At 45.4% G+C, this 15,719-nt stretch carries 18 protein-coding genes and 1 pseudogene; 11 read left to right on the top strand and 8 right to left on the bottom strand.

Annotated features, from left to right (window positions below):
• Nucleotides 1-20: 20 nt before the first annotated feature.
• Entirely contained in the window at nt 21-686 is a 666-nt protein-coding gene (locus EIP93_RS08415) for a flavodoxin (protein ID WP_044203501.1), read from the top strand.
• Nucleotides 687-697: 11 nt separating this feature from the next.
• On the top strand, nt 698-1,393 hold the full coding sequence (locus EIP93_RS08410; RefSeq protein ID WP_010305040.1) for a DUF4405 domain-containing protein: 696 nt from the start codon (nt 698-700) through the stop codon (nt 1,391-1,393).
• A 123-nt stretch (nt 1,394-1,516) separates the two neighbouring features.
• Here EIP93_RS08410 and EIP93_RS08405 read toward each other — a convergent pair whose 3' ends face one another.
• The gene (locus tag EIP93_RS08405; protein WP_040030784.1) at nt 1,517-2,530 is read right to left on the bottom strand and encodes a zinc-dependent alcohol dehydrogenase family protein; all 1,014 of its coding nucleotides are present in this window, start codon (nt 2,528-2,530) and stop codon (nt 1,517-1,519) included.
• Nucleotides 2,531-2,843: 313 nt separating this feature from the next.
• Between EIP93_RS08405 and EIP93_RS08400 the strand changes: the two genes are divergently transcribed.
• Nucleotides 2,844-3,839, top strand: a complete 996-nt coding sequence (locus EIP93_RS08400; protein WP_039492658.1) for an aldo/keto reductase — start codon at nt 2,844-2,846, stop codon at nt 3,837-3,839.
• A 109-nt stretch (nt 3,840-3,948) separates the two neighbouring features.
• Here the strand turns inward: EIP93_RS08400 and EIP93_RS08395 are convergent, their stop codons facing one another.
• Together EIP93_RS08395 and EIP93_RS08390 are read right to left on the bottom strand one after the other, a co-directional pair.
• A complete protein-coding gene (locus EIP93_RS08395) occupies nt 3,949-4,626 on the bottom strand; it encodes an FMN-dependent NADH-azoreductase (RefSeq protein ID WP_039492660.1) in 678 nt (225 codons plus the stop codon).
• A gap of 233 nt (nt 4,627-4,859) precedes the next feature.
• A complete protein-coding gene (locus tag EIP93_RS08390) occupies nt 4,860-5,453 on the bottom strand; it encodes an NAD(P)H-dependent oxidoreductase (protein WP_103862001.1) in 594 nt (197 codons plus the stop codon).
• A gap of 219 nt (nt 5,454-5,672) precedes the next feature.
• On the opposite strand from EIP93_RS08390, the gene EIP93_RS08385 reads away from it, so the two are divergent.
• The 4 genes and pseudogenes from EIP93_RS08385 to EIP93_RS22740 all read left to right on the top strand — a co-directional run bounded on the left by EIP93_RS08385 (nt 5,673) and on the right by EIP93_RS22740 (nt 7,489).
• Nucleotides 5,673-6,575, top strand: coding sequence for an AraC family transcriptional regulator (locus EIP93_RS08385; RefSeq protein ID WP_039492664.1), 903 nt, complete (start codon nt 5,673-5,675; stop codon nt 6,573-6,575).
• Nucleotides 6,576-6,789: 214 nt separating this feature from the next.
• A pseudogene (locus EIP93_RS08380) lies at nt 6,790-6,984 on the top strand (bacteriocin immunity protein).
• A gap of 51 nt (nt 6,985-7,035) precedes the next feature.
• Nucleotides 7,036-7,317: a hypothetical protein gene (locus EIP93_RS08375; RefSeq protein WP_039492666.1), complete on the top strand. Its 282-nt coding sequence runs from the start codon at nt 7,036-7,038 to the stop codon at nt 7,315-7,317.
• 19 nt (nt 7,318-7,336) lie between these two features.
• Nucleotides 7,337-7,489 carry a hypothetical protein gene (locus EIP93_RS22740; RefSeq protein WP_155278003.1) on the top strand — a complete coding sequence of 51 codons (153 nt, stop codon included), beginning with the start codon at nt 7,337-7,339 and terminating at the stop codon, nt 7,487-7,489.
• Between the two features lie 225 nt (nt 7,490-7,714).
• Here EIP93_RS22740 and EIP93_RS08370 read toward each other — a convergent pair whose 3' ends face one another.
• Nucleotides 7,715-8,605 carry an oxidoreductase gene (locus EIP93_RS08370; RefSeq protein ID WP_103862002.1) on the bottom strand — a complete coding sequence of 297 codons (891 nt, stop codon included), beginning with the start codon at nt 8,603-8,605 and terminating at the stop codon, nt 7,715-7,717.
• A gap of 548 nt (nt 8,606-9,153) precedes the next feature.
• Here EIP93_RS08370 and EIP93_RS08360 point away from each other — a divergent pair.
• The 3 genes from EIP93_RS08360 (at nt 9,154) to EIP93_RS08350 (ending at nt 12,036) form a co-directional block, all read left to right on the top strand.
• Entirely contained in the window at nt 9,154-9,498 is a 345-nt protein-coding gene (locus EIP93_RS08360; protein ID WP_103941198.1) for a gamma-glutamylcyclotransferase family protein, read from the top strand.
• Nucleotides 9,499-9,996: 498 nt separating this feature from the next.
• The gene (locus EIP93_RS08355; protein ID WP_125232557.1) at nt 9,997-10,974 is read left to right on the top strand and encodes a DUF1852 domain-containing protein; all 978 of its coding nucleotides are present in this window, start codon (nt 9,997-9,999) and stop codon (nt 10,972-10,974) included.
• A gap of 30 nt (nt 10,975-11,004) precedes the next feature.
• Nucleotides 11,005-12,036, top strand: a complete 1,032-nt coding sequence (locus EIP93_RS08350) for a methionine synthase (RefSeq protein WP_039357231.1) — start codon at nt 11,005-11,007, stop codon at nt 12,034-12,036.
• A gap of 221 nt (nt 12,037-12,257) precedes the next feature.
• Here EIP93_RS08350 and EIP93_RS08345 read toward each other — a convergent pair whose 3' ends face one another.
• The gene (locus tag EIP93_RS08345) at nt 12,258-12,503 is read right to left on the bottom strand and encodes a YmjA family protein (RefSeq protein ID WP_039492675.1); all 246 of its coding nucleotides are present in this window, start codon (nt 12,501-12,503) and stop codon (nt 12,258-12,260) included.
• 35 nt (nt 12,504-12,538) lie between these two features.
• Here EIP93_RS08345 and EIP93_RS08340 point away from each other — a divergent pair, with 35 nt between their 5' ends.
• Nucleotides 12,539-12,907 carry a diguanylate cyclase domain-containing protein gene (locus EIP93_RS08340; RefSeq protein ID WP_039492676.1) on the top strand — a complete coding sequence of 123 codons (369 nt, stop codon included), beginning with the start codon at nt 12,539-12,541 and terminating at the stop codon, nt 12,905-12,907.
• A 50-nt stretch (nt 12,908-12,957) separates the two neighbouring features.
• On the opposite strand, the gene EIP93_RS08335 is transcribed toward EIP93_RS08340, so the two are convergent.
• The 3 genes from EIP93_RS08335 to EIP93_RS08325 all read right to left on the bottom strand — a co-directional run bounded on the left by EIP93_RS08335 (nt 12,958) and on the right by EIP93_RS08325 (nt 15,630).
• A complete protein-coding gene (locus EIP93_RS08335; RefSeq protein WP_103971195.1) occupies nt 12,958-14,019 on the bottom strand; it encodes a bifunctional transcriptional activator/DNA repair enzyme AdaA in 1,062 nt (353 codons plus the stop codon).
• Entirely contained in the window at nt 14,019-14,777 is a 759-nt protein-coding gene (locus tag EIP93_RS08330) for an isocitrate lyase/PEP mutase family protein (RefSeq protein WP_103160597.1), read from the bottom strand. Before EIP93_RS08330 ends, EIP93_RS08335 begins: the two co-directional genes overlap by 1 nt.
• Nucleotides 14,778-15,090: 313 nt before the next feature.
• Nucleotides 15,091-15,630 carry a DUF2058 domain-containing protein gene (locus EIP93_RS08325; protein WP_039506966.1) on the bottom strand — a complete coding sequence of 180 codons (540 nt, stop codon included), beginning with the start codon at nt 15,628-15,630 and terminating at the stop codon, nt 15,091-15,093.
• Between the last annotated feature and the right edge of the window lie 89 nt (nt 15,631-15,719).

The raw sequence follows: 15,719 nt of genomic DNA, 5'->3' as shown, positions 1-15,719 counted from the left end.
TATATTATGAGGATTACTATATGAGATTTTCACCCATGCGGCTCATCGCACTACGATTATTTGTTTTGCTGGCAATATCAGTCAACTGCTTATCAGCCACCGCCGCACAGTCGCAGGTGGGAAAACGTATTTTAATTGTCTATTTTTCTCAGCCTGAAGATGTCACGTTAGAGGGTGTTGATGGAGTCTCGGGAGCCAGTGTTTTACAGAAAAATAATGAGCGACTCGGCAGTACACAATATATTGCTCAGATCATTCAGCAGCAGACTGGTGGGGAACTATTTCGTATAGAAACAGTGACACCTTATCCCGTGCAGCACGACCCTTTATTGCAATATGCGGAAAAAGAGCAAAAAGAAAATGTGCGCCCAGTAATGAAAGCCAAAGTTCAAAACCTTAAAGATTATGACACAGTATTTATTGGTTACCCCATCTGGTGGTACAAAATGCCCATGGTGTTATACAGCTTTTTAGAACAACACGATTTACAGGGAAAAACCATCATTCCTTTTACGACACACGGTGGTAGCCGTTTTTCAGACTCACTTCGCGAAATTGCACGCCTTCAACCAAATTCTCAGCTGATTACTGAAGGCCTTGCAATTTCAAGAAATGACGTGACAGATGATGAGACGATAACTGATGTTATCAATTGGCTGGGTAAATTGCCTCGCGAACAGAAATAACAGGGTAATGAATGAAAGCGAAATATAAATTTCAGGTCATTCAGGATACATTGATGCTGATAATTTTATTATCACTGATGGGGTTTCATTTATGGGATGAAAACATACATGAATGGCTTGGCGTTATTTTTTTCTTCATCATTTTATTGCATAACGGCTTAAATACCCACTGGTTCAAAAAACTCACCCAGGGAGAATACTCAGCATTTCGTATTTTACAGGTGGCGACAAATATGCTCTTGATGCTAACGCTCCTTGCCGCCATCGTGAGTGGGATCCTGCTATCACGACATGTCTTGCCTGATTTGCCTATTCATAGCACATCAGATTTTGTCAGAAAAATTCACATGACCAGCGTGCATTGGGTGCAGGTTATTATTGCTCTGCATTTAGGTCTACACTGGAAGATGCTGGCTAATTTCTTCTGTAAAATTTGGAATATATTACCTACTTCCTTATTCGCTACCAAAATAATGCCACTGATCTTTATCATGACATCACTCTACGGTCTGCATGTTTTTATTCATCGAGATATGCTGCCCTATTTGTTGATTCAGGTAGATTTTGCTTTCTTCGACTTTGAAGAATCTAAATCACTTTTTTATTGGGATTTCTTTGCTGTCATTATTTTTTTCTCTTATCTGACAAGATATCTATCATGGCTATTATTTTTTCGAAGAAAATCGACGGAAGGGAATAAAGTGTAAAAAATACAACACCGACTCGCTGGCCGAAATCAGCGAGTCGGTGTTCATAATTCAATGATCAACAGCAAACATCAACACAGAGATGGTGAGTAGAAAAATGTAGCACTCTACATAGACCTGCTCCTAAGAACACCTTATAACGACCTTCCCAAAGTGGGATCGGCTATCAAGATAGGCAAAAGCCTGCTTCGCTTCCTCAAAGTCAAAAACACGGTCAATAATAGGTTTGATATCAGCCATTGCGATGGCGCGTGAGAGATCCTTAAGTGCTTCACGGCTGCCAACCGAAATGTGCCGTAGTGTCGCACCACTCATAAACATATCGATGTAATCAACGCCCGTGCCTCCAGAACTTACGAAACCGATAAGGGCAATGTCGCCACCGGGACGGATTGCGCGTAAGCTTTCCGCTATTGTCCCTGGCCCACCCACTTCCACAATACGATCCACACCTTGTCCGTTAGATAAGGCCCGCACGCGATCGCCCCAATGCAGTTCCTCACGGTAGTTAACCACATGATCGGCTCCGAGCTCACGCAAACGCTCAGCTTTCTCTGCACTGGATGTCGTCGCAATAACAGAAGCTCCAACAGCTTTCGCCAGTTGGAGTGCAAAGATAGAGACGCCACCAGTTCCCTGGATGAGCACCGTATCACCAGAGCGAACAGGAGAACCGTCAGTCAGCGCACTCCATGCTGTTAACGCAGCACAAGGCAATGTAGAAGCCTCCTCGTAGGAAAGGTTATCTGGTATACGAACGAGTGACTCCTGACTGACAACTTTCTGCTCAACCAGCCAACCATCAGACAAACTGCCATAGCCATAATGAAAAAGATTTGTCGGCATCTGCCCCGCAAACCAACGAGGGTGGAACGCCCCCATGACCCGATCTCCGACGTTAAAATAATCAACGCCCGGCCCTACGGCAATCACTTCGCCGGCCCCGTCGCTTGTGGGGATCAATCCCTTTAAATGGGGGGCGGGATACTGACCGCGCAGGATTGCAATATCTCTAAAATTCAGTGATACCGCATGAACGCGAACTAATACCTCACCTTGTTGTGGCTGTGTGACATTCTCACTCTGTACACGTAGGTCATCAATACTTGTGAAATTATCTAAACGATATGCTTTCATGCTTTATTTCTCGCATTCATTCTTAAACACATAACCATACGTGCCCCACACCAAAACTGATTGCCCAATTCGTCACGTTAATTGCCTAATTCAATCATTCTTGTAATAAATAAATTGGGCATTTTTTATTATTTAAACCACCTCACTAACGCCAATAAATAGAACTTATAAATAGAATTCATAACAGCATGCAAATTTTACTATCTAGTCTCATCTTTCAAATTGAGCCAAGATAATCCATATGGATTGTCCTCCTCATCACACGATTAGACTCAACATAAGAATTACCCGCAACATACTGAAATGGTGAAAAATGAAAAAACGCATACTGGGCAATAATGGGCTAGAAGTCTCTACCCTGGGGCTAGGCTGTATGGGACTAAACCACGCTTATGGAACAGCAATAGATAAGCAACAGGCCATTAGCCTCATCCGAAGTGCATTCGATCAAGGCGTCACATTCTTCGATACAGCGGAGGTTTATGGCCCATTCACTAATGAGGAGCTTGTAGGTGAAGCCCTTGCGCCAATCCGCGACAACATCGTGATCGCAACCAAATTTGGTTTCGACATCGATCAGGAGACAGGCTATCGCCACGGAACACTCAATAGTCGCCCCGAACACATCAGGCTTGTTGTAGAAGCATCGCTAAAACGGCTGAGAACCGATAGGATTGATCTACTCTATCAGCATCGTGTTGATCCAAACGTGCCGATAGAAGATGTCGCAGGCACGGTTAAAGATCTGGTTATTGAAGGCAAGGTCAAACATTTTGGCCTTTCTGAAGCAGGGCCACAAACAATCCGCCGCGCCCATGCAGTCCTTCCTGTGGCTGCGGTTCAGAGTGAATATTCACTGTTTTACCGAGGCGTTGAAAATGAAATATTGCCTGTTCTCGAAGAGCTCGGTATTGGCTTCGTCCCTTTCAGCCCTCTAGGCGCAGGCTTTCTCACCGGAAAGATTGATGAGAATACGCCGTTCGAACGCTCCGATTTTCGCACTGCGGTTCCTCGTTTTTCACCTGAAGCGCGCAAAGCTAATTCTGTTCTGGTCGACGTGTTAAAAACGCTTGCTCTGCGTAAAGGAATAACTCCAGCACAATTAGCGCTAGCCTGGTTGCTTGCTCAAAAACCATGGATTGTTCCCATACCAGGCACAACTAAGCCACACAGATTGAAAGAAAATCTGGGCTCGGCCAGCGTTGGGCTCACTGTTGAAGACAGGATGGAAATCGACGAAGCCGTATCAACGATATCAGTGGTAGGAGAACGTCTTCCGGAAAGCGGAATGAAAATGGTTGGACTCTAAAAGCCACCGCTGCCTCACTCGACCATTGCAACGGTTGAATCCCTATGTTGTGCTGCAAAAGATGTTGCAGCACAACGGTTTGTCTCAAACGCGATATACCCTAAAAATCTCAGACTCCGCGTGCCGCCAACAGCGTTTCAGCCAAATCTGTCGTACGCAATAGAGCACTCTGTAGGGAATGAGATAAGGCTTCCCCACCTTCCGATTGATGTTCGATAGCAATACTATGAACTTCATTGATGCCAATAAAGCCCAGTGCCGTCTTTATCGCAGGATCAAGGTGATTCATATGGGCATACTCCCCACCAGGATCCATTCCATGATCCCCGCGTGAAGACAGAAGTACAACTGGCAGTCTTCGTTCAGCAAAGGCCCCTGTAAAAGGATGCCCAGCAGCATCGGGAGTATAAAACAATGTCTGCCCCAACCGTACAATGTTATCGATCCACGCTTTCAAGCTAGACGGCATACCAAAATTGTACATAGGAACACCCAAAACCAGCACATCGGCCCACAGTAATTCATTGACCAGCTCATTACTTTTTTCCAACACGCGGGCAGTTTCTGCGGGATCAAGGCCCGATCCGAACGCGGCTTCAATCCATGAATGGTTCACATGGTCGGGTGGTTGCAGCCCTACATCACGATAGCGTACATGAGCCTCTGGCTGACGTGATAACCAATGCTTCACGAAATCATGGGTAAGGCGGCGACTATAAGAACCGTGTAAATCAATCCCCCCTAAACCAGGGCGTGCACTGGCATCAATGTGCAGAATTTTTGTCATCTCTTTATTCCTTTCGATGAAATTAAATATTCAACAATATCTCGCGAACAGAGTCATATTGGGTCAATTAACGTTTATTTATCGATAACAAAAATTTATTAAGAGCCAGGGGAAATTGGTTCATTAGCCCCCCCTGTCTCTAAAAAATTAATGCAACCAACTAGTAGAAATGAGTGCTATAAAAATCAACCAGCCCATAATATGTGGTGCGGTAATAAAATCAGATCTCTATTTTAGGAAAAAACATGCGCCAAATGTTCTTTCAATCTTTCGATGTCTTTAGTGATTTCTGGTGCTTTCATTACATCAAAACACGAAAATGACGACACCGGTTCGACGCCGCAAAATTTGTAGTTAGCCGTATTGTAAGCGAACACATCATCCACCGACTTTCCGGTAAATAAGATCTGGCGGCTGTCATCAAAGGCCTCTTTCGGGGCGTTCCACGTCAGTGAGAGCATGTATTGCTTACCCTGCATTTTCCCACCCGTACCATATTGTCGACTTGGATCTTGCCGTGTTCTGCCATCATCCACCAGAAAACTCTGTTGCATAAGACCAGCAGTAAAGACTTCATCGACGTACTTCTTGTAAATCCAGGGCGTACTGAACCAGTACACGGGAGATTGGGTAATAATGATGTCGGCCCAAAGATGTTTTTCAACTTCTTCATTAATGTCATAGCCTCGCTCAATATCAGTCAGCTTCACCGTGTAACCACGCTTTTCCATTTCCTCCTGAATCACGCCGACTAATGCTTTGTTTAAGCTCCCTGACGAAATTCCTTCATAGAACTGATGTGCGTTGATGATCAATACGTTCTTCATAATGTTTCCTGCGTTTTATTGCTTTGAGATGTGCGCGAAAGACAGCAATTGTAGGCAGATAGTATGGCTCGGTGAGTGAAACTCACGTTTGCCAGATATGATTAATTTTTTGCCTAATTCGATTAGCAGCTATCAATATCAGCAATATATTTACCGAACGATGTTAGACTTTTTCATCACTGAACACGCGGGAAAACCGTACGAAAATGGGAGGCACAAATGCTAACTCAAAACAGCAGTGCAACATTGGCAGCGTTGGTAGCAGACATGGCAGACACTGACGGTGATTACGAAACGGCAATTCCCGCACTCTCAGTTTATCGCAGAAGCGCCGCCACCTCTCCCATGCCTTGTATCTATGGACTGGGACTAGGCATCACCGTTCAGGGTGGGAAACGGGTAACACTCGGCGATAAAATCTTCGACTATGGGCCAGGGCAATCCCTTGTCACCTCAGTTGATTTACCGGTTGTCTCCTATGTCACTCAAGCCAGCACAGAAGAACCTTATCTAGGAATACGTCTGGATCTGGATGCTCGGCTTATCTCTCAACTGGTGGCCGACATGGATTTTTCCCATACAACAAAAGCATGCAGCACCAGTGCAATATCGGTAGTTGAACTTGATGAGAACCTTCTCGAGGCCATCTGTCGCCTCATTCGGCTATTGAGTGATCGCACGCTACTTCCCCACATTGCCCCTTTGATTCAGCAGGAGATAACCGCGCGATTACTACACGGACAACATGGCCCAACATTACGACACCTCGTCACACAGGGGTCACCGGGGCAACAAATTGCCAAAGTCCTATCATGGCTGAAGCTCAATTTCACACAGGATCTATCTATGGAAGAATTGGCCGCCAAAGCGTATATGAGCCCTTCGGCCTTTCGTCAGCACTTTCGATCGCTAACCGATATGAGCCCCCTGCAATATTTAAAGAATTTGCGATTACAGGAAGCTCGACAGTTAATGATGAACGAAAGCCTTGATGCGAACAGCGCTGCCGTTCGTGTCGGATATGAAAGCGCATCCCAATTCAGCCGTGAATATACCCGACTGTTTGGTTCACCACCACTCCGTGACATGAAACAATTAAGGAAATATTCCTCAAGTAAATAAAGTATGGATTAACCTCAATGTTTAGGTATTTACTAACGACACGGTATATATCGCGCTTAAGAGAACCATTCTCTTTTACAACGTAAATAATATGGGGATAACTACTCCAAAGCGTCATATCGAAATTCATTCAACAAGGCAGAGTAGATAATATGAGCGATAAAAAACATTATCTGATTATTCAGAAAGAGAATTTTTAGATTTAGTCCGTAAAATCTAAAGAGCAGAAGGTCCAACAGAAGAGGATGATAATCGGCTGGTCAGAGAATTTAGACGCCTTGCTGAACATCCTTCAGGTTCTGACCTTATCTTCTATCCAGAGGACGGGAAAGATGATAGTCCAGAAAGTATTGTTCAGGAAGTAAAAGAATGGCGTCAGGCTAATGGTAAACCGGGTTTTAAGGCGTAGTGAACCGCACTGGGAATATTGGAGACTAAACTCTTAGTAAAAGGAGCTCATATGTCAGTGCCCAGATTTTTGATAGAGAACAACGGTTCAAATCAGAACAATATAAAGCTAGCCATAAGCAAAGCCTATCATCTATGCAAAGATGCAGGGTTGCAGCGAATCACATTGCTGTTTCCTGCAAAAGGAACATTTTCTCACTCTGATATTGCAACATTTCTCGGCGAGCAAGCGGTAAAAGCTTTGCTAAAAGACCAAAAGATCGATTTGGGTAACAGCATTCAGCTAGATTTTAATATTCCTAAAAACTTTTCTGTACATGGCAACAGGGCTTAGTCATACATCAGATAAAGACATGGCAAAACGAATTTTTACTAGCCTAAAAAAGCAAGGATTTAGAGCAACAGAAGAAGAAATCAGACAATTCGCGGTCAATAACGGCTGGGAACCCGTCAGAGCGAAAGAGTTAGCTAGTTTTGCAAAAAATATATGGGGTAGTGAAGCTTAAAAAGCTAACTCGCTATATGTTCAACTCGAGCTAAATTGGTGGTCATTATGGTGGTCTTGACAGAAAGGTAATTCAGATTTGGCTTACTTATTAGCCAGTTACTGGCAAAGGCGATCCCAGTCAGGGAGCCAGATTTAGAAAATCCCGCTTAAGGAAACTTAAGCGGGATTTTTGTTATTTGTCACTTAATTCAATAAATTCATGTGAAAAGCATTCCGGTTCGCGTTAACCCGGTCCTTCACTGCCGGCCGCCAGCAGGGGAACCAGCACATCACTAATAGGAACGGGAATGCCGTGAGCATGGCCGTAGCGCTGTATCACGCCGTTGCGGATATCCCACTCCATCGGGCGATTGGCCTGACGGTCAGCGAGAATAGATGTGCCTAAATCGGCAGGCGCACGTTGAAAATTATCCACGATTTCCTGCGCAACCCCATCGTCCAGCACGGCTCCCTCGGCACGGGCGACAGCAAGACACTCGCGCAGATACGCCAGAGCCAGCGCTTTGATATCCTCACGCGAAAACATTCCGGCGCGGCGATTCGCTAGCACCATCAGGCCTGCGACCGCATTTTGCAGCAGTTTGCGCCATGCGACGGATAAAAAATCCGCAGACAACTCAACCGCGCAGCACGTGCCGCTCAGCGCATCAATCACCCGTTTTGCCTGTGGGACATCCGGCAGCGTCAGACGCGGTTTGGCGCGCAGCCAGACTGAAGCATCCGGCTCGCGCTGAGCCGGAAACCAGACCACTGAAGGCAACACCGTTGCTCCATTGACCCAAGGTTCAAGCTGGGCTTTCTGTTCGACGCCGTTTTGCAGAACGCAGACCACCGTATTTTCATCGCATAACGCACTCAGCCATCCGGCGCTGTCGACGTTTTGGGTAGTTTTCACTGCGACAAAAACCAGATTGAAAGGATGGTCGATCGCCGTCGGATCGCTTAACACCGGACCTGGTACAACAATTTCGCCCCCATCGTGACGCAAAAGTAACGTTGAATGTGCGGAGCGCCCGCAAAGTAGCGGCGTGCGACCCACTTCATGCAGTGCCGCAGCGATGGTCGTACCAATCGCACCAGGCCCAATCAGCGCAATAGTCGGATAGTCAGACATCGGTAGCTCTCCTGATTCGCTTAACCCATAATCAGTGCGCCGGTGACAATCACCACGCACGCCAGTATTTTTCTTAACGTCAACGCTTCGCCGAAAAACCAATAATCAAGATAGATGTCAGCACCTATCTGACGATGAAACGGTGATGTTTACCCAACCAGAGAAGCATGCCGGGTTCTGGATTAATCATTGCCCGTTCATCAGTTTCTTTATGCGTATTGATCCTTACTGCTCCAGAGCGAATTAGCCTCCGCAGTTCAGCGCGACTCATGTCGGCAAGCGCCTGACTACAAAAATCAATCAGCGTCAGCGGCTTCCGCACCGACCAACAGTACCCTCCCACTAATCTTACCCCTGCGACTCAGGCAGTAACATTGACAAAGCCATGCAAAAGTATGGATATTCGATATTTTCGGAAATCTGGCTTTAAAGGATTGTTGGAGGTCAATACAAAATGGCAGAACCTGTTGCGAACCGCTTTATTAAACCCTAACGTGAGCATTATTCTTCACCCGTTGGGTATTCATTGTTTTGATTGACGAGGGAAAATGGAACGCTTGTTTGTCTACGGGACGCTGCGTCCGGGTCACGAAAATGCCTATATTTTGGAAAACATCGGTGGAGACTGGCTGCCGGGTTACGTGACAGGCACGTTTTATGAGCGTGGCTGGGGCGCTGCTGCGGATTTTCCGGGGATCGTGCTGGATGATCACGGGCCGCGCGTCAACGGTTACCTGTTTTTGTCCGCTAATCTTGAGGCGCACTGGCCAATGCTGGATGAGTTTGAAGACGGCTACGATCGCGTTGAGGTTGTGGTTACTACAGCGGAAGACCAGCAGGTTACAGCATGGGTTTATCAGCTGCAGCCACAAACAGGCCAGTACGCGGGATAGATAAGCTACGTTCCCTGCCCTAACCTGCCCCCAGCAAGGGACCAAATTTAAGAATCCCGCGTCAGGAAACCGAAGCTGGATTTTTGTTTTAGCATCGTATGATAGTTGGCTAAGGTTGAAGCGAATACAGCAACACTCGCCTTACAAGAAACTAAACGAGGACAGTTTAGCCTCTTAAGAGCAAAAGGCAGGACGAGCTTTTCCTTTTTAGTCTTACCATAAGGTTATGGAGTTATTCACAGGTAACCAGTTGAATTAAAAGTATAAATATTATTTAACAGGGTTCACTGCAACAGCGCCGATCCAGACCATACATCAAGTCATGAAGATGGTTCATGTCTATTGAAATTAAATCACTTTTACTCACGCAATGACTCTGGCATAAATTGTGCACTACTATAGACAATACGAAACCTGCAAAATTGTAAGACCTGAAAACCTTGGAAAAACAAGCAATAAATTCAGGTGTTATATCAAGAATTAGGATGCCAGATCGCGATGAATAAGAATTTTACCTTTACGATTAAGAACACGTGTTTCGATGAAAATTATAACCCCTCTGAAAACACGCGTATCACGACCAACTTTGCGAACTTGGCGAGAGGAAAGAACCGCCAGGAGAACTTGCGCAACGCGTTAACGATGATCGACAATCGTTTCAATTCCCTGGCGCATTGGGATAACCCTAAAAGCGATCGCTATTCTGTAGAACTTGATATCATTTCCGTTGAGGTTGATATTGAAGGCAATGGCAACAGCTTCCCAGTCATTGAAATATTGAAAACGAATATCGTTGATAAAAAAACTAACGAGCGCATTGACGGCATTGTAGGAAACAATTTCTCCTCCTACGTGCGAGATTATGATTTTAGCGTATTACTGGCAGATCATAATAAGAATCACCCCGGATTTAGCACCCCAGACAGCTTTGGCGAGCTGCATGGAAATCTATTTAAATGCTTCGTTAATTCAAATGCTTATAAAGATACTTTTAGTAAAGCACCGGTTATATGCCTAAGTGTTTCAAGTAAAAACACCTACCATCGGACTGGAAATCAGCATCCCGTATTAGGTGTCGAATATCAGCAAGATGAATATTCATTGACCGATCAATACTTCCATAAAATGGGGTTGCAGGCTCGTTATTTTATGCCGCCAAATAGTGTCGCGCCTTTGGCTTTCTATTTTTCTGGTGATTTATTGAGTGATTATACGAATCTTGAGCTGATCAGTACCATCAGCACGATGGAGACTTTTCAAAAGATTTACCGACCTGAGATTTACAATGCGAATTCTGCAGCAGGTCTGTGCTATCAGCCAAGCCTGAACCATCAGGATCATTCATTCACTCAAATTGTTTACGATCGAGAAGAACGTAGCCTGTTGGCTATCGAGCAGGGAAAGTTTACTGAGAAAAACTTCATCAAACCATACCAAGCTATTCTTGAGCAATGGTCTGCTAATTACGTTCTTTGATTAACCAAACACAAAAGGTCACCGATTATTATGAAAATATTGTTACCCACCTCAACGGCTGGCAGCTTACCGAAACCCTCTTGGCTGGCACAGCCTGAGACACTGTGGTCACCTTGGAAATTGCAAGGCGATGAATTGATTGAGGGCAAACAAGATGCGCTACGTTTGAGCCTGGCAGATCAACAACAGGCAGGGATTGATATTGTCAGTGATGGCGAGCAGACGCGCCAACATTTTGTCACGACGTTTATTGAGCACCTCAGCGGTGTTGATTTTGAGAAACGTGAGATCGTTAAAATCCGCAATCGCTATGATGCGAGTGTACCGACAGTCATTGGTGCCGTGGTTCGCCAAAAGCCCGTTTTTGTTGAAGATGCCAAGTTTTTACGTCAGCAAACCACGCAACCCATTAAATGGGCGTTACCGGGTCCCATGACAATGATCGATACGCTCTATGATAGCCACTATAAGAGCCGTGAAAAACTCGCCTGGGAATTCGCCAAAATTCTCAATCAAGAAGCCAAAGAGTTAGAGGCTGCGGGTGTCGATATTATCCAATTTGATGAGCCTGCATTTAATGTTTTCTTTGATGAGGTGAATGATTGGGGAATTGCCGCTTTAGAAAGAGCCGTTGAAGGGCTTAAATGTGAAACTGCGGTGCATATTTGCTATGGCTATGGCATCAAAGCGAATACCGATTGGAAAAAGACGCTGGGCTCCGAGTGGCGGCAATATGAAGAAATTTTTCCTAAGCTGCAAAAATCGGCTATCGATATCATTTCACTGGAATGTCAGAACTCTCGTGTTCCAATGGATCTCATTGAACTCATTCGCGGTAAAAAAGTGATGGTAGGCGCCATTGACGTGGCAACCAACACCATTGAGACACCAGAGGAAGTCGCCGATACGCTACGTAAAGCGCTTCAGTTTGTGGATGCCGACAAGCTTTATCCTTCTACCAACTGTGGCATGACCCCTTTATCTCGCCGCGTCGCAAGAGGCAAACTCAATGCGTTAAGTGCGGGTGCGGAAATCGTCCGAAGAGAACTCTTGGCTAAATAACATCGCATGGGTTTATCAGTTACTGCCACAAACAGGTCAGTACATGGCATAGATAAAATACGTTCGCTGCCCTAACCTGCCCCAGTCAGGAAACCAAATGTAGAAATCCCGCTCAGGAAACTTAGGCGGGATTTTTTTAGCCTCTTATGACGGTCAGCTAAATGGGACGTGGACACAACACCACTCACCTCGCATCCTGTTCAAAAGGCTCTCAACAAGCACTACTCATTGCCCCATTGATTCAGGAACGTCGCGATATCATCAATACGATGCTCATCAATACCGGCCTCACTGGCCATCTCTTTCTGCGACTCTTCACTGATCTCTTCGTTATTCATTAAGCGGGTGATCAGCAGTTGGAAATAGCGCGCCAGAGCGTCACGTTCCGACTCGCTCACCGGTTTTTCAGATTCCGTCGAATACTCATCCGTGATGTCATAAAATTTAAGCGGTACTTCATTGCTCATAAGTCGTCCCCAAGGGTTAAGGTCTATGTCTGTTGATGCTCGTATCATCTGGTCTGGATAATACCATTCTTATTTCATTTTTTGTCATCCATACAGTGGCAGTTGGAAAAACGGAAAATATCTTAGGTTTAGCGCTGGGGAATGCCATTCGCAAAAGTGATTACGGCATACGGCTTGGGGGAGATGAATTCTGTTTGGTCCTTATTGATTATTCGCTGACAAAATCCCGTGACGTCATTGCCCGTGCGCAAGAGTATTTGCTCACCATTGATAAAGAAAAACTGGTGGCCTTTTCCTGGGGCGCTCATCAGCTACATCAGGGCGACACGCTGGAAGTGGCTATGCTGAAAGCAGACGAATTACTCTATCAGCATAAACCCAGCAAATATGAAGAGCGTAAATAAAGGTAAGGTGATGCGTATTGATTAACGCTCTCAAGTGTTTGACATACCTTTTACGATTCCAAAGGAATAAGCACTGTTTTTTCATGCTCAATGAGCCACTCCTTACGTGCAACACCGCCGCCATAACCTGTCATCGCACCATCTTTGCCGATAATTCTGTGACATGGAATGACGATTGCCACGCGGTTTGCACCATTTGCAGCCGCCACCGCTCGTACGGCATTGGGTTTCCCTATTAGACTGGAAAGCGCTTGGTAGTGAGAGGTTTGACCATAAGGAACAGCACGTAATTCCTGCCAGACCATACGCTGAAAATCACTGCCGGGGGTATCAAGCGCGAGAGTAAACTGTTGGCGCGTTCCGGAAAAATATTCGCCAATCTCTTTTTCTGTTTGCCGAGTATGATTATTTTCACCCGACATTATTCGAGCCTTGAGCAAGCGCTGAAGATCGCGAAATTCGGTCTCCAGCATTCGCCGGTCAGTAAACTCCAGCAGACAAACACCACGCTCGGTGGCACAGACAAACATGGGGCCGAGCAGCGTGGTAAAACGGTGAAGCATAATCACCTGGCTCTGTTCGGTTGGGCTACCGCCCGTGAGCCGTTTATAGGTATAACCAAAACCACTCAGTGACTCGTAGCCGCTATCAAAAGCTACCTCAGTAGCAGTACGGCCACCTTTCAGTTCCTGAAGTGCGATATTCACCCGCTGCATACGCTGAAAAGCCTGAAAGGTAATGCCGTGATTTTGCAGAAACCATCGCCGCACCCGCTCTGGGCTGATCTCGTGCTTACGAAGATCGGCATCGCTTATGCGTGTTTTAGGGTTGGCACGAACGAGTGCCAGCGCGTGTTCAATTAAAGGCGGTGCACTATGTGCATTTTCTGTTGGTCTGCACACCTTGCAGGGACGAAATCCCGCATCCAGAGCAGATTTAACCTCTTTATAAAACTCAACATTTTCACGTTTCGGTTTTCGTGCCCGACAGATAGAAATACAAAATACGCCAGTCGTTCTTACGCCAACAAAAAACACACCCGTATACTCTGGAGAACGTTCAAGTAGAGCCTTATACCAGACATCACACAGGTCATTATCGAGAACTTTCATTAAAAAACTCCTGAAAATGACTGTTGTGACTGGATAATTAACATTAAATCTTTAAGCTTTGATTGCATTGCTGAATGAACAAAATTCCCCATCGAGATACGTCTTACGCCTAGTTTTCCCAGCCTGTTGAAAGACGGGAGTTCGGGCATGCACATGACGTTGAGTGGCAAATTAATCTCCCGGGAAAGGGTCTCAATATCATTTTCAGACGTGAGGCACGGCACAAAAAGACCATCAGCACCGGACTCTTGATATAACCGGCCGCGTAATAGCGTTTCCTGCAAAGCCTGATGATGACCGAGAAGAAAAGTGTCGGTTCGAATATTCAGAAATAATTGATCGCTCTCCATGACCAACATATTGCGAATCTCTTTTAACATGCTGGCAAATGCCATTGCATCATCAAGTTGTCGGACACCCTTAACGACTCTGCTGTCCTCAAGGTTGACACCAACCACCCCGAGTTGAACGAGACGCTTAAGATTATCAGTTATCTCGCTTGCTGTTCTGCCAAACCCCGCTTCAACATCAACGCTTAATGGAAGGTGAGTGGCGAATTTGATACGAGTGACGACATAAAACAATTCATCAAATGACATTGCTTCTCCGTCTTCATAACCTAACATTGCAGCAATTGCTGCGCTTGATGTACCCAGAGCCTGATAACCCGCCTCTTGAGCGGCAATAGCACTGCCAGCATCCCAGACATTCGCGATGAGTAATGGTTTGTTCTGATTATGAAGTTCAGTGAAGTTCATGATGATATCCTGTTGTAATGTACAGGATGACTCTAGAGCACTCCACGAAGTGCCCACAACCGAAAATCGGACGACCATTTTCTCTATCCCGCCACGCAACACGTTGACGATCACGTCTGTGTTTATCCAGAACAGCAAAAAGATACTAACGTAGAGGTGATAAAAAGCGCGGAAGATAAAAGATGTAATCCGATCGGCTGGTCGCAAAGATGTTCAGAATAACACTGCGTTGTTACATGAACTGGCTGAACATAGTGTCTTCATGAAAAGCCCCGAAGGGCTTTTCATCGATAAGGATTGGCAAAAACGTTAATTACCACATTAAATCATCAGGCACTTTAAAATCAGCATATGGATCGTCTTCATCCTGCTCTTCCTGACTCAGCGCACTATTTAATACAATACTGTTCGCATCTCGCTGCGCAATTTTATCGGCTACGCTCGCAGGGATAATAACGTATTGATTCTCACCGCTGCTATCAACCATCAAACGAGCAATGGCGAGACGACCGCTAATTAGCTGAGCTTGAGTCAGCTTATCCACCGTTATTTTCTTAATTAAATTATTATCGGTGAAGTTAAAGTCAATATCGCCTTTTGAAATAGTGATTCTATTCATTTCAATAAGTTGCTTCACCTGAGCTTTATACTCTTTAGATAAAGCCGCTTGTTTTTGTTGTTCACTTAGCTGTTTATCACGCTCAAGCTGTGCTTTTTTATTTTCTTCCACAGCCTCTCTTGCCTCACGAGCCTGAACCCGTGACTTTTTAGCCGTTCTTTGAACTTTGGCCATTTTTTTGCTGGTCACTAATCCAGCTTTTAGCATCTGCTCTTGTAAAGTGAGCTTTGTCATCTTCGTTCCTAAACCCGTTGAATAATATATGGGATTATACCTGTAATTTTTGAGGCTGCACCAGGTTGCAGGGGCCGATCGCTGTGTGG

It is taken from the genome of Pectobacterium versatile (assembly GCF_003932035.1).
GTDB lineage: Bacteria > Pseudomonadota > Gammaproteobacteria > Enterobacterales > Enterobacteriaceae > Pectobacterium > Pectobacterium versatile.
The sequence above is the reverse complement of the archived record's forward strand: the minus strand, read 5'-3'. Positions and strand labels throughout refer to the sequence as shown.

Excerpts from the sequence above, each read along its gene's own strand:
- EIP93_RS08335 (WP_103971195.1), bottom strand. The coding sequence starts at position 14,019 with ATGAAAGTTCTCGATAATGACCTGTGTGATGTCTGGTATAAGGCTCTA.
- EIP93_RS08340 (WP_039492676.1), top strand. The coding sequence starts at position 12,539 with ATGCTCGTATCATCTGGTCTGGATAATACCATTCTTATTTCATTTTTT.
- EIP93_RS08330 (WP_103160597.1), bottom strand. The coding sequence starts at position 14,777 with ATGAACTTCACTGAACTTCATAATCAGAACAAACCATTACTCATCGCG.
- EIP93_RS08370 (WP_103862002.1), bottom strand. The coding sequence starts at position 8,605 with ATGTCTGACTATCCGACTATTGCGCTGATTGGGCCTGGTGCGATTGGT.
- EIP93_RS08350 (WP_039357231.1), top strand. The coding sequence starts at position 11,005 with ATGAAAATATTGTTACCCACCTCAACGGCTGGCAGCTTACCGAAACCC.
- EIP93_RS08410 (WP_010305040.1), top strand. The coding sequence starts at position 698 with ATGAAAGCGAAATATAAATTTCAGGTCATTCAGGATACATTGATGCTG.
- EIP93_RS08415 (WP_044203501.1), top strand. The coding sequence starts at position 21 with ATGAGATTTTCACCCATGCGGCTCATCGCACTACGATTATTTGTTTTG.
- EIP93_RS08405 (WP_040030784.1), bottom strand. The coding sequence starts at position 2,530 with ATGAAAGCATATCGTTTAGATAATTTCACAAGTATTGATGACCTACGT.
- EIP93_RS08355 (WP_125232557.1), top strand. The coding sequence starts at position 9,997 with ATGAATAAGAATTTTACCTTTACGATTAAGAACACGTGTTTCGATGAA.
- EIP93_RS08345 (WP_039492675.1), bottom strand. The coding sequence starts at position 12,503 with ATGAGCAATGAAGTACCGCTTAAATTTTATGACATCACGGATGAGTAT.
- EIP93_RS08360 (WP_103941198.1), top strand. The coding sequence starts at position 9,154 with ATGGAACGCTTGTTTGTCTACGGGACGCTGCGTCCGGGTCACGAAAAT.
- EIP93_RS08395 (WP_039492660.1), bottom strand. The coding sequence starts at position 4,626 with ATGACAAAAATTCTGCACATTGATGCCAGTGCACGCCCTGGTTTAGGG.
- EIP93_RS08400 (WP_039492658.1), top strand. The coding sequence starts at position 2,844 with ATGAAAAAACGCATACTGGGCAATAATGGGCTAGAAGTCTCTACCCTG.
- EIP93_RS08390 (WP_103862001.1), bottom strand. The coding sequence starts at position 5,453 with ATGAAGAACGTATTGATCATCAACGCACATCAGTTCTATGAAGGAATT.
- EIP93_RS22740 (WP_155278003.1), top strand. The coding sequence starts at position 7,337 with ATGGCAAAACGAATTTTTACTAGCCTAAAAAAGCAAGGATTTAGAGCA.
- EIP93_RS08325 (WP_039506966.1), bottom strand. The coding sequence starts at position 15,630 with ATGACAAAGCTCACTTTACAAGAGCAGATGCTAAAAGCTGGATTAGTG.
- EIP93_RS08375 (WP_039492666.1), top strand. The coding sequence starts at position 7,036 with ATGTCAGTGCCCAGATTTTTGATAGAGAACAACGGTTCAAATCAGAAC.
- EIP93_RS08385 (WP_039492664.1), top strand. The coding sequence starts at position 5,673 with ATGCTAACTCAAAACAGCAGTGCAACATTGGCAGCGTTGGTAGCAGAC.